The organism is Oceanospirillum maris DSM 6286 (assembly GCF_000422865.1).
GTDB lineage: Bacteria > Pseudomonadota > Gammaproteobacteria > Pseudomonadales > Halomonadaceae > Oceanospirillum > Oceanospirillum maris.
Map to the genome: position 1 here is coordinate 57,735 of NZ_AUGW01000014.1, position 13,271 is coordinate 71,005.

Sequence of the window (13,271 nt, forward strand, 5' to 3'; positions counted from 1 at the left end):
GGCTAAATTAACGGCCTGCAACCAGTTTGCACTTAGATTCAGACAAAGGGCGGAATGCTTTATCCGCTGGAATAGTACGTAGAATTTTGTACAAATCCCATTCACCGGTTGATTCAGAAGGTTTCTTAACTTCAGCAAGATACATATCGTGGATCATACGACCGTCATCACGAATCTGACCATTCTGAGCAAAGAAATCATTGATCGGTGCTTTCTTCATTTCAGCCATTACAGCAGAAGCCGCATCGGTTTTTACGGTTTGAATTGCTTTTAGGTAATGATCAACAGAAGAGTAGATACCCGCTTGTACCATTGTTGGCATTTTGCCTGTGCGGTCAAAGTAGCGCTTAGACCATGCACGGGTCTCTGGCGTACGATCCCAGTAGTAACCAGTCGTTAGCTGAAGGCCTTGAGTTGTTTCAAGACCTAAACTGTGAACATCGTTCAGGAAGATTAACAGGCCTGCAATTTTCTGACCCGCTTGCACTACACCAAACTCTTTAGCGGTTTTCAAAGAGTTTGTAGTATCAGCACCGGCATTAGCCAAGCCAACAATTTTTGCACCAGACGCTTGAGCCTGAAGAATAAATGAGGAGAAATCATTAGTAGATAGAGGGTGACGAACACCACCGACAATTTTACCACCGCTCTCTTTAACCACTTCGGTTACATCGGCTTCCATAGAGTGACCAAAGGCATAATCAGCGGTTAGGAAGAACCAGCTATCACCACCTTCTTTTACAACCGCTTCACCAGTACCGTGAGCAAGTGCATAAGTGTCATAAACGTAGTGAACAGAGTTAGGGGTACAGTATTGGTTGGTGATTGAAGAAGAAGCAGACCCTGAAACCAAAGAGATTTTATCTTTAGATTCAACAACCTTATTTACAGCAATCGTTACCGCCGATGAGACCATGCCCGCAACCATGTCAACATTGTTAACATCAATCCACTGGCGAACTTTGTTGGCACCGATATCAGGTTTGTTCTGATCATCAGCGCTGACAATAGTGATTTTTTTACCGTTTACGGTACCACCAAAGTCTTCAATAGCCATTTTAGCCGCTTCCAAACCACCAGGGCCTGCAAGGGCAGAATAAGTACCCGACATATCCGCTAGATAGCCAATACGTACTTCATTATCAGAAATATCCGCGTATGCTGCAGTTGAGGCCGCCGTGGCCGATACAATTGCGCTGCACATCAGTTTTTTCAGCATTTTCATAGTCCACTCCATCGCTTTCGCGTTGTTATTGTTGTTGTGGTTTTAGGGTTGGTTCAAAAACCAAGGTTTGTTACAAACCTATTCGATATTTATTATTCTTATTAACTGCAAGCTCTTATTAAAAACCGTTTTAAACGCCTAAATAAGTATTTAGCAGATCCATTTTCTCTTCGAGTTCATGGCTTGCGATCTCTTCAACGATCGAGCCATGCTCCATTAAATAGTGACGATCAGCCAAAGGTGCAGCAAAGCGGAAGTTTTGCTCAACCAAGACAATCGTCAGTCCTTTAGCTTTCAGCTTAAGCAACACTTCGCCAAGGGTTTGAACGATAACAGGGGCTAACCCTTCGGTAATTTCATCCAGTAACAACAGGTTAGCGCCTGTACGCAAGATACGCGCCATAGCCAACATTTGCTGTTCACCACCGGACAAACGAGTACCAGGGCTCATTCGGCGCTCATAAAGATTCGGGAACATCTCATAAATTTCATCCAGAGACATACCACCACTGCGAACCGTTGGTGGTAGCATCAGGTTTTCTTCTACATTTAAGCTTGAGAAGATGCCCCGCTCTTCAGGGCAAAAGCCGACACCCAGATGCGCAATCTGGTGTGCGGGCATCCCTACTGTCTCATTACCATTAACCATAATAGAACCGGTACGCTTACCAACCATATTCATGATTGACTTCAGCGTGGTAGACCGGCCCGAACCATTACGTCCTAGCAACGTGACCAGCTCGCCTCGATTTACCTTCATATCTATGCCATGAAGAATATGGGATTCACCATAAAAGGCGTGCAGATCCGATACACGTAACTGCTCTACATCTCTTTTTTGCTCACTCATGCGGCTTCACTCCCCATGTAAGCTTCGCGTACCTGTGCATTCTGAGAAACTTCATCATAAGGCCCCTCTGTCAGCACCGCACCGCGCTGAAGAACGGTAATACGATCACAAAGACTGGAAACAACATGCAGGTTATGCTCAACCATTAAGATAGTACGACCTGCAGACACTTTTTTAATCAGATGCATCACACGCTCAACATCTTCATGGCCCATGCCTTGGGTCGGCTCATCAAGCAACATTAACTCTGGCTCAAGGGCAAGCGTTGTCGCCAGTTCAAGAGCTCGTTTACGACCATAAGGCATCTCAACGGTGATGGTATCGGCCCATTGAGCGAGATCAACTTCTTCTAATAGCTCCATGGCTCTGTCGTTAAGCACATTTAAAGTGCGATCAGATTTCCAAAAATGGAACGACGTACCCAGTTGGCGCTGTAATGCGATGCGAACATTGTCCATCACTGTTAAGTGTGGAAATACCGCAGAAATTTGAAACGATCGAACCATGCCCATTTTGGCAATATCGGTAGGGGATTGGCGGGTAATATCCGTGCCGTTAAGCAGAATCTTTCCATGAGTTGGCGTTAGAAACTTAGTCAACAGGTTGAAACACGTTGTCTTGCCTGCGCCATTAGGGCCGATCAAAGCATGTATATGTCCGCGCTGGACTTGAAGGTTAACATCGTCAACTGCGGTGAACCCTTTAAACTCTTTGATCAAGCCTTGGGTTTCTAGCACAAAATCTTGGCTCATTCCAAAGTCCTCGTAGCCGGAATGCGAACAACTCGCTCTACATTCCATAAATTGTATTGTTATTGTTTTATGTCGATCTGAATTTATCTGTCTGTTCTGGTGTTGTTATTTTTTTACCGCCAGAAAAGAGCACTCAGAAGTATTCTAGTCAGGTCAACGAAGGTCTTTTAAATAACCTTTACGTAAACGTAACATATAGGGTTTAAAAAGACCCTACAATCCCTTTTTCAAACTATTAGACTAATGACTAATAATGTTTAAAACATGTGACTATCCACAGTCATTTGTTGCAAAAAAGAGACTAGCCAGTCATCTAGAAAAATAATAAAAAACCATTATTAATCAATTGGTTATAAAAAATCACTCAAAAATAAGTCATCATAAGAGCAATATAGGAATGAACGGCCCTCCTAGAGCTTAGATTATCGATATTGTATCAATCCGAACCTCTAAAGATGGACCGTTCCGGTTATGACGCTAAATTAACACTACAAATGCTATTAACCTGCCGTTGAAGTTAAACCTTCCTGTACCATTTTTTCTGTTATTTCTGGCAAGATGGACTCATCGTCGATCGTTGAAGGCATAACATACTGCTCACCATTAGCAATTTTACGCAACACCGCCCGTAGAATTTTGCCAGAACGGGTCTTAGGTAAGCGATCAACAACCAAAGCTCTCTGGAAACAGGCAATAGCACCGATCTGTTCACGAATCATGGCGACGAGCTCTTTTTCAAGCTGCTCTTCTTCAATATCAACACCATCTTTTAGCAGTATCAACCCGACGGGCACCTGCCCTTTCAGAGCTTCATGAACACCAATCACAGCACACTCAGCAACCGCTGGATGCTTAGCCACCAACTCTTCCATTTCACCCGTCGATAACCGGTGGCCAGAAACGTTAATCACATCATCCGTGCGGCCCATAATGTAAACAAAGCCGTTCTCATCAATATAACCACCATCACCCGTATGGTAATAACCGGGATAGTCACCTAAATAAGAGGTTAGGTAGCGACCATGATCGTTCCAAAGCGTTTGCGCACAACCCGGAGGTAACGGCAATTTAATGGCGATACCACCATTTTCATTCGCCCCCAACTGGTGCCCCATTGGGTCTAATACCTGCACGTTATAACCTGCAACGGCACGGTTGGTTGATCCCACACGGATATCCGTCGCACCTAGAGCGGTAGCAGGAGCCGTTACCGGCCAACCTGTTTCGGTTTGCCACCAGTGGTCGTAAATAGGTTTTTGTGAGATCTCATGCAACCAATGATAGGTAGGAGAGTCCAGCTTCTCACCGGCAACAAAGATATGCTTAAGAGAGGAAACATCATATTTACGGAACAGCTTACCCTCAGGATCTTCTTTACGAATCGCACGAAAAGCTGTTGGCGCAGCAAACATACCATTGACTTTATGTTCTTCAACAACACGCCAGAATGTACCTGCATCCGGTGTACGAACCGGCTTGCCTTCAAGAAAGACCGTGGTACAACCGCCCATTAATGGGCCGTACATAATAAACGAGTGCCCCACAACCCAACCCACATCAGAGCAACCCATCCAGACATCACCGGCCTGCATGTTATAAATATTGCGCAGGGCATAATACAGGGCCACCGCATGGCCGCCGTTATCTCGTACAATACCTTTAGGTTTGCCCGTCGTACCCGAGGTATACATAATATACAGAGGATCGGTGCTCTTCATCGGCGTACAACCCACCGGTGATGATTGCTCAAACAGCTCATACCAATCCAGATCGCGCCCTGCCTGCATCTCTGCTTTTGCCTGAGGCCGTTGCAGCACCACAACTTTCTCTGGTTTATGCTCAGCCTGATTCAGTGCTTCATCCACTAACGGCTTATATTCAATCACTTTAGTAAATTCGATACCGCAGGACGCGGTTAAAACAACTTTTGGCTTCGCATCATTGATACGAATCGCTAGCTCATGGGGGGCAAAACCGCCAAATACAACGGAATGAACAGCACCAATACGAGCGCAGGCCAGCATCGCAATACCAGCTTCGGGTACCATTGGCATATAAATGATAACGCCGTCGCCTTTACTAACCCCTAAACTGGTTAAAGCGCCTGCAAACTGCGCAACCTGATCGCGAAGTTCATTATAGGTAAACTGTTTTTTACTGTTTGTAGCAGGGGAATCATAAATAAGCGCAGTCTGCTCACCTCGACCCTGCTCAATCTGATAATCAAGAGCCAAGTAGCTGCTGTTAAGCTCTCCATCACCAAACCAACGGTGAGTACCGTCGTCCAGGGTTTCTAAAATTGTTTCTGGTTTTTTAAACCAAGCAATTTGATCCGCCTGATCCTTCCAGAACGCTTCTGGTTCATTCAGCGAACGCTGATATTCACTTGCATAACTCATATCGGCCTTCCATTTTGTTATTGTTGTTGCAAATAAATGTTGCTAAAAATAGCGGCAAGTACGACTGAAACATCAAATGAAACCGATATTCCAGTGTTTACTGTTTTACTTGAAATAGCGCTTATTTATTTTTATTAATAATGTTTTTAATAAAACAGTGACGGTCAGCTCGGGCGATGGTTCAAACTACCGATTATTTAACCATCAAGTTGCTTGAACCCTCAAAAACACCCTATCAGGTACAAAAAAACTCTGCACCGTATCTTTAGTCACATTCCAATTCAGTATTAGTCATAAACAAGACTGATATAAACCGAAATAATAGACAAATAAGACCGATACAGAGCGCACAGAGATCGAATTAATTAGTCCAGATCAGCAAACATTTTTTGAATACTGGAGAAATCGAGTGAGCCATTACCATTGGCCGCATGCATCGCAAACAAATTGCGAGCCATAGAACCCATTGGGATACTGCAACGAGATTTAACCGCAGAATCAAACGCCAACCCCAGATCTTTTGCCATCAAGTCCACCATAAAACCGCCTTGATAACCGTTAGAAGCCGGAGCTGTTTCCATCACACCAGGATAAGGGTTATAAACTTGCAGCGCCCAGTTATTGCCGGAGCTTTTCGCCATAATATCTGACAATACCGCAGGATCTAGGCCATTTTTAACGCCCATACCAATCGCTTCCGTGGTACCCGCCATAAGGATTGCTAGCAACATGTTATTACACACTTTAGCGACCTGACCGGCACCGGAATCACCAGCGTGGAAGATATTTTTACCCATCGCTTCCAGAATAGGCTTAACGAGTTCAAAGGCTTCTGTAGTACCGCCAACGATAAAGGACAGAGTACCGGCTACGGCCCCGCCTACACCACCGGAAACCGGTGCATCCACCATTTTAATGCCACGCTTAGCGGCTTCTTCAGCAACACGGCGAGCAGACTCTGCCGCGATAGTGCTGGAATCAATAATAACGGTATTCTTATCAACGATATCTAAAAGACCCGTACCATCAATATATAGGCCTTCAACATGCTGGCTAGCCGGAAGCATGGATACAATAAAATCTTTGCCCTTGGCTGCAACTTCAGCAGAATCACTCGCCTGAGCACCTTCAGCAACTGCAGCTGCAACCGCAGCAGGAACCAGATCAAAAACAGTAACCTCATGGCCTGCTTTAACCAGATTAACCGCCATTGGGCCGCCCATATTACCTAAACCGATAAATGCAATCTTAGCCATCTGTTAATCTCCATCTTTTGTTCTTGTTTTGATTTTGTTTATTGCGTGTTCTATAGGGTTTCCAGCGGATGTTCATGTTCAGGCCACACTGGCGCAAAGAAGCCATTCAGCCAAGCATCATCAACATCGCTAACCGCATGACTGTGCCATTTAGGAGTGCGATCTTTATCAATCAGCAGGGCACGAATACCTTCGGCAAACTCACCTTTACAGGCAGCCTGCACAGAAAGGTTTAACTCTGCACGGAACACTTCTGCCAGAGACATTTGAGCCGTTGCCTCAAGTTGGCGCACAATTAAATGCATCGACGTTGGTGAACCCGCCGCAAGAGTTGAGGCCGCACGGGAGAGCCATTTATCTTCTGTTTTGATTGATGTAATTTGCTGTACTAATGTAACAACATCATCGGCATCAGTCAGATGCTGAATGGCATCGAAATGATCACGCACTGGAGACGCAGGCAGTGCATCAAGACTTTCAGCCTCCAAGCGACGTAACACCTGATTAACCACAGTATTCCCATCGGTAGACCAATCGGCAGACTTAAGCGCATCGAAAGCAGCATCACGGCGATCATGGGTCACAAAACGATCGCCTAGGCCAACGAATAAGGCATCCGCTGCATTAATGCTCGCGCCGGTTAAACCTAAAAACAGACCGGTGCGCCCTGGCATACGATTCAAGAAGTAGCTACCACCCACATCAGGATATAAACCGATGGTGATTTCTGGCATAGCAATACGAGCCGACTCTGTCACCACACGATGACTTGCACCGGCCATAAGACCTAAGCCGCCACCCATCACAATACCGTTACCCCAAAGAATAAACGGCTTGTTGAAGGTGTGAATCAAGTGATCTAAACGGTACTCATCGGTGAAGAATTTTTCCGCGTAGGGATTAGGACCACCAGGATGCTCAACCATTGACCTATACAACTGAACGATATCACCACCGGCACAAAAGGCTTTATCGCCAGCGCCCTGTAACCAAACCGCTTTGACTTGATCATTTTTCTGCCAAGCCAAAAACTGCGGATACATCGCCTCAATCATCTCAAGGCTCAAGGCGTTCAGGGCTTTAGGTGCATTCAAAGTGGCAATCCCGATCAGATTGCCATCATGGGTTGCCAACTCTTCAAAAATTACTGGTGCATCAGACATTACAGGCTCCTTAGACATTGCGCCTCACCCAAGAGATCAGGCGTTCTTCCATTCAGGCTTACGCTTATCCAAGAAAGCATTAACACCCTCTTTCTGGTCTTTGGTATCAAACAGGTCAACAAACAGCTCACGCTCCTGCATACAACCCACAGCCAATGAATTATTACCACGGGCATTGTGTACCAAGGTTTTACAGGCGCTAACAGCAACAGGGCTTTGTTTAGCCACTCGTTGTGCCAGAGCGATTGCGGTCGATAGCGCCTCGCCTTTAGCAACAACCTCTTCAACCAAGCCGATTTTTTCAGCTTTTTCTGCGGTAATACGCTCACCACACAGGATCATCCGCTTAGCCCAGCCTTCACCAACCAGCCAAGATAAATTTTGCGTGCCACCAGCGCAAGGCAGTAGACCAACAGAAGCCTCTGGCAGTGCCATTTGAGCATGTTCCTCTGCAATACGAATATCACAAGCCAGAGCACACTCTAAACCACCTCCCATGGCATAACCGTTAATAGCGGCAATAGACACGCCACGGAAAGCTTGCAACGCTTCAAAGGCTTCACCAAAAATACGTGCCATTTGACGAGCAACCGCCTTATCGCCATCCGCAAATTTATTCAGATCGGCACCAGCTGAGAAGAACTTTTCACCTTGGCCCGTAATCACTAAGGCATAGATATTACGATCGGCATTTAAGTCGTCTACCAACTGCTTTAGCGCAGGCAGGCTCTCATCATCCCAGGTATTCGCTGGAGGGTTGTTAATCGTAATAACAGCCGTATTACCTTGAATATCCAGTAACAATTTTTCCGTCGTAGATTTAACGGTTTGCTTATCAGAAATGCTCATCGAATGACCTCCAACACGCCGTCCATCATCACGCGGCGAGAAATAATTAAACGCATAATTTCATTAGTGCCTTCTAGAATCTGATGCACACGGGCATCACGCATATAGCGCTCCAGAGGGTATTCTTTAATATAACCGTAACCACCGTGCAGCTGAATCGCATCATTGGTTACATCAAAACAAGCATCTGTGGCAAAGCGTTTTGCCATGGCACAGTAAAGGGTTGCTTCGGTATCTTTCTCATCCAGCTTAGAAGCTGCCAAGCGTACCATCTGACGAGAGGCGACTAACTGAGTCACCATATCCGCTAACTTAAATTGCAGCGCCTGAAAGCTTGCTAGCGGCTTACCGAACTGCTCACGCTCTTGCATATAACGTTGCGTATCACTAACCGCAGCCTGTGCTGCACCTAATGAGCAAGTGGCGATATTAATACGGCCACCGTCTAAACCTTTCATGGCGATTTTAAAACCATCGCCCTCTTTACCCAGTATATTGCGGGCAGGGATACGCACGTCTTCAAAGGTGATCAAGCGCGTTGGCTGGCTGTTCCAACCCATTTTTTCTTCCGCTTTACCGTAATGGACGCCTTCAGCATCAGCGGGCACAACAAAGGCTGAAATGCCTTTCGCGCCATCTTCCTGAGTACCGGTTCGAGCCATCACAACCAGTACGTCAGTACTGCCTGCGCCGGAGATAAACATCTTGCTACCATTGAGCACATAGTCATCCCCATCACGTCGAGCCGTACTGCGTAATGCACCAGCATCAGAGCCTGCACCAGGTTCCGTCAAACAGTAAGAACCCAGCTTTTCACCCATCGCCATCCCAGGAGCAAACTCATCTCGTAAGTCTTCTGCCGCAAAGCTTGCGATCATCCACGTTGCCATATTGTGAATGGTGATATAGGCGGTCGTTGAGGTACACCCCATAGCGAGTTCTTCGATAATGACACTGGCATCTAATCGGCTTAGCCCCATGCCACCGGCTTCTTCTGGCACATAGATACCGCAAAATCCCATTTCACCGGCTTTTTTGATCACATCAATAGGAAAAATATGCTCTGCATCCCATTGAGCTGCATGGGGAGCCATCTCATTTTGAGCAAAAGATCGCGCTGCATCACGAAAGGCGATCTGATCTTCAGATAAATTAAAATCCATAATTTATACCATTGGCTGTCGTTGTCGTTTTAATGGACGTTTTAATGGATGTCCCACTCAACACTTTTCAAAAACCAGTCTCTTGTCTCTTTTTATTTTATTAAGAAACCTCTTTTTGATAATTCCAAATTGATAACACCAAAAACAGACCGACTGAACTTTAAAAATAGATGACGTTTACGTTAACTGCAATCAGGACAAAATAAAAGAGTAAATATAAAGAGTATAAGAGCAAAGAAGGGGGCAGCCTTCTCTGCTCTTTCTAGCGGCTTACTTCAAGTTAATCGAGAAGTTAGGGCCAGATTCGATATCTTCGTTAAACCAACGAGCTGTAATCGTCTTCGTTTCAGTATAGAAACGAACCGCTTGCTTACCGTAAGCATGCTGATCACCGTAGAAAGAACCTTTCCAGCCCGTGAATGAGAAGAAAGGTAGCGGCACAGGAATTGGAATATTAATCCCCACCTGACCCACTTCAATCTCATGCTGGAACTTACGCGCCGCCGCACCAGAAGCAGTAAACATAGACGTGCCGTTACCGTATGGTGAGTTATTGATCAGCTCAATCGCTTCATCCAGTGTGTCTACTTCTACCAAGCACAATACAGGGCCAAAGATTTCATCTTTGTAGATCGTCATGTCTGGTTTTACACCAGCAAACAAGGTTGGGCCAATCCAGTTACCATCAGGATAACCTTCAACCACAACATCACGGCCATCTAACAGCAGCTCTGCACCTTCATCAACGCCTTTCTGGATCAGACTGCAAACACGCTCTTTCGCTTGTGGGCTAATCACAGGGCCATAACTTGCCGCTGGATCATCCCAAGCACCTGGACGGGCCTGCATCAGTGCTTCTTTGATCTCGTGTTTCCATTCGCGAGCTTCACCGACTAAGATCGTGACCGAAATCGCCATACAGCGCTGACCCGCAGCACCGACAGAGGCACCTGCAATATTATTGATCACACGCTGTTTGGCGGCATCTGGCATAACAACCATGTGGTTTTTAGCACCAGCGAAGCTTTGTACGCGCTTCAGATTGTCAGTACCGGTTTTATAAATGTACTGACCAACAGGGACAGAACCGACAAACGAAATCGCACGGATATCAGGATGGTGCAGCAAGAAATCGACCTGCTCTTTACCACCATGAATAACCTGTAAAACACCTTTAGGGGCACCCGCTTCAACAAACAGTTCCGCAAGACGAGTTGGCGTTAGCGGATCTTGCTCTGACGGTTTAAGAATAAAGGTGTTACCGGAAGCGATCGCCATTGGGTACATCCACAGCGGAATCATCGCAGGGAAGTTAAACGGTGTAATACCAGCACAAACACCTAGCGGTTGAATATAGCTGTAGGTATCAATTTCACGGGCAACGTTTTCTACCGTCTCACCCATCATCAAACTTGGGATATTTGCCGCATGTTCAACCACTTCGATGCCGCGCCACAGATCGCCTTTCGCATCTTCAAAGGTTTTACCTGTTTCAGAGCTTAGAATTTCTGCAATTTCATCGTGATGCTCTTTCAGCAACGCTTGATAGCGCATCATCACACGAGCACGCTCAGAAATAGGTGTTTCTTTCCAGATTTCAAATGCTGCCTTAGCACTCGCGTAAGCGGCTTCCATTTCACTTTGAGTTGCAAAAGGAACTTCACACAGTACTTCTTGAGTCGCAGGATTGGTTACCGGCATGAATTTATCAGACTTACTCTGTATAAATTCACCATCAATAAATAGCGGAACTTTCTTAGTCATGATTTCACCTTTTTCTGTCCGGTTAACCGGTTTTATTGTTGTTAGTCTTTAATTGCTACGGCTAAGACAAACCTAGCGGTTGCTTGGATATATGTAAACTAGCACAGGGGTCGAAAGGCAAGGATTGACTAAATTGCCCACTTAATGGACTATATTGCTGTTTACAACAGATAAAGCCTTGGAGTCAGACTAATGTCGCAAACCTCAGATTGGCCGCTTCCCTCTGGTAGCATTCGCTACCTTGTTCCACAGTTTCTTCGTGATAAGTTGCGACAACACCCTTTAAGCTGTGGCCTTTACCCCGTTTCATTTGGCAATTACAAAGAAGCCCTTGGCCATCAGATGAAGCGGCAAGATCACGACGATTTCCTGATTATTTATTGTGTTAAGGGTGGCGCAGACCTTTGGCTGGAAGACCAGTATTATCAAGTTGTCGCCGGAGATCTGCTCTTACTGCCACCCAAAATCAACCACCAGTATAAAACAAGAGATGATGACCCATGGAGCATCTACTGGTTACACTTAAAAGGAGAAGATTGCGATTTAGCGGCAGAACACGCTGGCTTCTCTAAAGGCGCTTATCTTCAGCATATCGGTAGCCACCCTAAGTTGATTCAAGATTTTGACCAGCTTATCGACTGCCGCACAGGAGGGTACAATATTAACACTTCGGTCTATGCGGCCAGTTTAATCCGGCAGATTTTGGCGTATATCGCGTTATTAAAACCCACCACCACCAGTGCTCGGCGCAGCCAACTGAATCTCAATACCGTACACGCCTTAATGCAAGAAAACCTGCATACTCGCCTAGATCTAGATACCCTAGCAAAAGAGGTAAACCTATCGAAATTTCACTTTGTTAATAAATACAAAGAACTGACAGGTCTAACGCCTATTCAGCATTTTTTGCACTTAAAGATCGAAAGAGCCTGCTACCTATTAGACATCACCCAACAGAGCATTACCGAGATCAGCTACAGCTTAGGCTACGAAGACAGCTACTACTTTTCTCGTCTGTTTAAAAAAGTCATGGGGATAGCCCCCACTCAATACCGGCGAAAGCAAAGGCATTAATCTCATCATAACGCCCTCTTCAATTTAACAATCATTCTCCTCAATCTAACAATCATCCCCTCTAACGCGGCCAGTCCCTTTTTTGCTAAAATGCCTCATTATTCCAAGCAGTTAGCTTAATACGCCACTCGCCAAGCTATTTGGCGATGATGAAGTGCTCACTTTAAGCGCTACTATTTTCTAAGCTACTGCCACTTTTCACCTTTACGTAAACGTAAACTTTGGATAGAGTAAGCCTGAACTGACAGGCAGACACACTATGACCCTACAAAAATCGATTACAAAAAAAACCTACGGCATTAGCGAACTGTCAAAAGAGTTTGATATTACAACCCGCACCATTCGTTTTTACGAACAGCAAGGGCTAATTAGCCCAGCTCGCAGCGGACAAACCCGTATTTACAGCGAGAAAGACCGCGTGCGCCTAATGTTAACGCTACGGGGTAAACGCCTTGGTTTTAGCTTGGCAGAAACCAAAGAGCTATTTGATTTATATGACACCACCCTTGAGGGTGATGAAAAACAGTTAAACCTTATTTTAGGTATTCTTAATCAGAAAAATGCAGAATTAGAGCAACAGCTACAAGATATTGATCGTGTTAAAACCGAACTAAGTTTAGTGCAAGACCGTTGTCAAAAAGCACTTGATGAGGTTGTTAAAAAGAAAGAAAAATCCGTTTAAACCTCATGTAAGCCTGCGTCGGTCGTCATTAGCCTTAACAGCCTTAATTAACATATTCATCGTCTTCTGCCTGACATAAAAAAAATAAACGGGC

11 protein-coding genes are annotated in these 13,271 nt (G+C 45.4%); 2 read left to right on the forward strand and 9 right to left on the reverse strand.

Annotation, left to right across the window (positions count from 1 at the left end; translation table 11 throughout):
* Nucleotides 1-7: 7 nt before the first annotated feature.
* The 9 genes from G517_RS0106655 to G517_RS0106695 form a co-directional block, all read right to left on the reverse strand.
* A complete protein-coding gene (locus G517_RS0106655; protein WP_028303756.1) occupies nt 8-1,225 on the reverse strand; it encodes an ABC transporter substrate-binding protein in 1,218 nt (405 codons plus the stop codon).
* Between the two features lie 130 nt (nt 1,226-1,355).
* Nucleotides 1,356-2,075, reverse strand: coding sequence for an ABC transporter ATP-binding protein (locus tag G517_RS0106660; protein WP_028303757.1), 720 nt, complete (start codon nt 2,073-2,075; stop codon nt 1,356-1,358).
* Nucleotides 2,072-2,827 carry an ABC transporter ATP-binding protein gene (locus tag G517_RS0106665; RefSeq protein WP_028303758.1) on the reverse strand — a complete coding sequence of 252 codons (756 nt, stop codon included), beginning with the start codon at nt 2,825-2,827 and terminating at the stop codon, nt 2,072-2,074. The genes G517_RS0106660 and G517_RS0106665 overlap by 4 nt, the downstream gene beginning before the upstream one ends.
* A 500-nt stretch (nt 2,828-3,327) precedes the next feature.
* The gene (locus tag G517_RS0106670; protein ID WP_028303759.1) at nt 3,328-5,226 is read right to left on the reverse strand and encodes a propionyl-CoA synthetase; all 1,899 of its coding nucleotides are present in this window, start codon (nt 5,224-5,226) and stop codon (nt 3,328-3,330) included.
* Between the two features lie 365 nt (nt 5,227-5,591).
* On the reverse strand, nt 5,592-6,482 hold the full coding sequence (gene mmsB, locus G517_RS0106675) for a 3-hydroxyisobutyrate dehydrogenase (protein ID WP_028303760.1): 891 nt from the start codon (nt 6,480-6,482) through the stop codon (nt 5,592-5,594).
* Between the two features lie 50 nt (nt 6,483-6,532).
* Nucleotides 6,533-7,645, reverse strand: coding sequence for an enoyl-CoA hydratase/isomerase family protein (locus tag G517_RS0106680; RefSeq protein ID WP_036590679.1), 1,113 nt, complete (start codon nt 7,643-7,645; stop codon nt 6,533-6,535).
* Nucleotides 7,646-7,681: 36 nt separating this feature from the next.
* Entirely contained in the window at nt 7,682-8,494 is an 813-nt protein-coding gene (locus G517_RS0106685; RefSeq protein WP_036590681.1) for an enoyl-CoA hydratase, read from the reverse strand.
* Nucleotides 8,491-9,657 carry an acyl-CoA dehydrogenase family protein gene (locus tag G517_RS0106690; protein WP_028303763.1) on the reverse strand — a complete coding sequence of 389 codons (1,167 nt, stop codon included), beginning with the start codon at nt 9,655-9,657 and terminating at the stop codon, nt 8,491-8,493. The genes G517_RS0106685 and G517_RS0106690 overlap by 4 nt, the downstream gene beginning before the upstream one ends.
* Nucleotides 9,658-9,927: 270 nt before the next feature.
* Nucleotides 9,928-11,421, reverse strand: a complete 1,494-nt coding sequence (locus G517_RS0106695; protein WP_028303764.1) for a CoA-acylating methylmalonate-semialdehyde dehydrogenase — start codon at nt 11,419-11,421, stop codon at nt 9,928-9,930.
* A 192-nt stretch (nt 11,422-11,613) separates the two neighbouring features.
* Between G517_RS0106695 and G517_RS0106700 the strand changes: the two genes are divergently transcribed.
* Nucleotides 11,614-12,495, forward strand: a complete 882-nt coding sequence (locus G517_RS0106700; protein ID WP_028303765.1) for an AraC family transcriptional regulator — start codon at nt 11,614-11,616, stop codon at nt 12,493-12,495.
* A 259-nt stretch (nt 12,496-12,754) separates the two neighbouring features.
* Nucleotides 12,755-13,177, forward strand: coding sequence for a MerR family transcriptional regulator (locus G517_RS0106705; protein WP_028303766.1), 423 nt, complete (start codon nt 12,755-12,757; stop codon nt 13,175-13,177).
* Nucleotides 13,178-13,271 lie beyond the last annotated feature (94 nt).

What these genes read in the sequence shown, in the direction of transcription:
- G517_RS0106705 (WP_028303766.1), top strand. Translation starts at nt 12,755, where the DNA reads ATGACCCTACAAAAATCGATTACAAAAAAAACCTACGGCATTAGCGAA.
- G517_RS0106695 (WP_028303764.1), bottom strand. Translation starts at nt 11,421, where the DNA reads ATGACTAAGAAAGTTCCGCTATTTATTGATGGTGAATTTATACAGAGT.
- G517_RS0106665 (WP_028303758.1), bottom strand. Translation starts at nt 2,827, where the DNA reads ATGAGCCAAGATTTTGTGCTAGAAACCCAAGGCTTGATCAAAGAGTTT.
- mmsB (WP_028303760.1), bottom strand. Translation starts at nt 6,482, where the DNA reads ATGGCTAAGATTGCATTTATCGGTTTAGGTAATATGGGCGGCCCAATG.
- G517_RS0106680 (WP_036590679.1), bottom strand. Translation starts at nt 7,645, where the DNA reads ATGTCTGATGCACCAGTAATTTTTGAAGAGTTGGCAACCCATGATGGC.
- G517_RS0106655 (WP_028303756.1), bottom strand. Translation starts at nt 1,225, where the DNA reads ATGAAAATGCTGAAAAAACTGATGTGCAGCGCAATTGTATCGGCCACG.
- G517_RS0106700 (WP_028303765.1), top strand. Translation starts at nt 11,614, where the DNA reads ATGTCGCAAACCTCAGATTGGCCGCTTCCCTCTGGTAGCATTCGCTAC.
- G517_RS0106690 (WP_028303763.1), bottom strand. Translation starts at nt 9,657, where the DNA reads ATGGATTTTAATTTATCTGAAGATCAGATCGCCTTTCGTGATGCAGCG.
- G517_RS0106670 (WP_028303759.1), bottom strand. Translation starts at nt 5,226, where the DNA reads ATGAGTTATGCAAGTGAATATCAGCGTTCGCTGAATGAACCAGAAGCG.
- G517_RS0106685 (WP_036590681.1), bottom strand. Translation starts at nt 8,494, where the DNA reads ATGAGCATTTCTGATAAGCAAACCGTTAAATCTACGACGGAAAAATTG.
- G517_RS0106660 (WP_028303757.1), bottom strand. Translation starts at nt 2,075, where the DNA reads ATGAGTGAGCAAAAAAGAGATGTAGAGCAGTTACGTGTATCGGATCTG.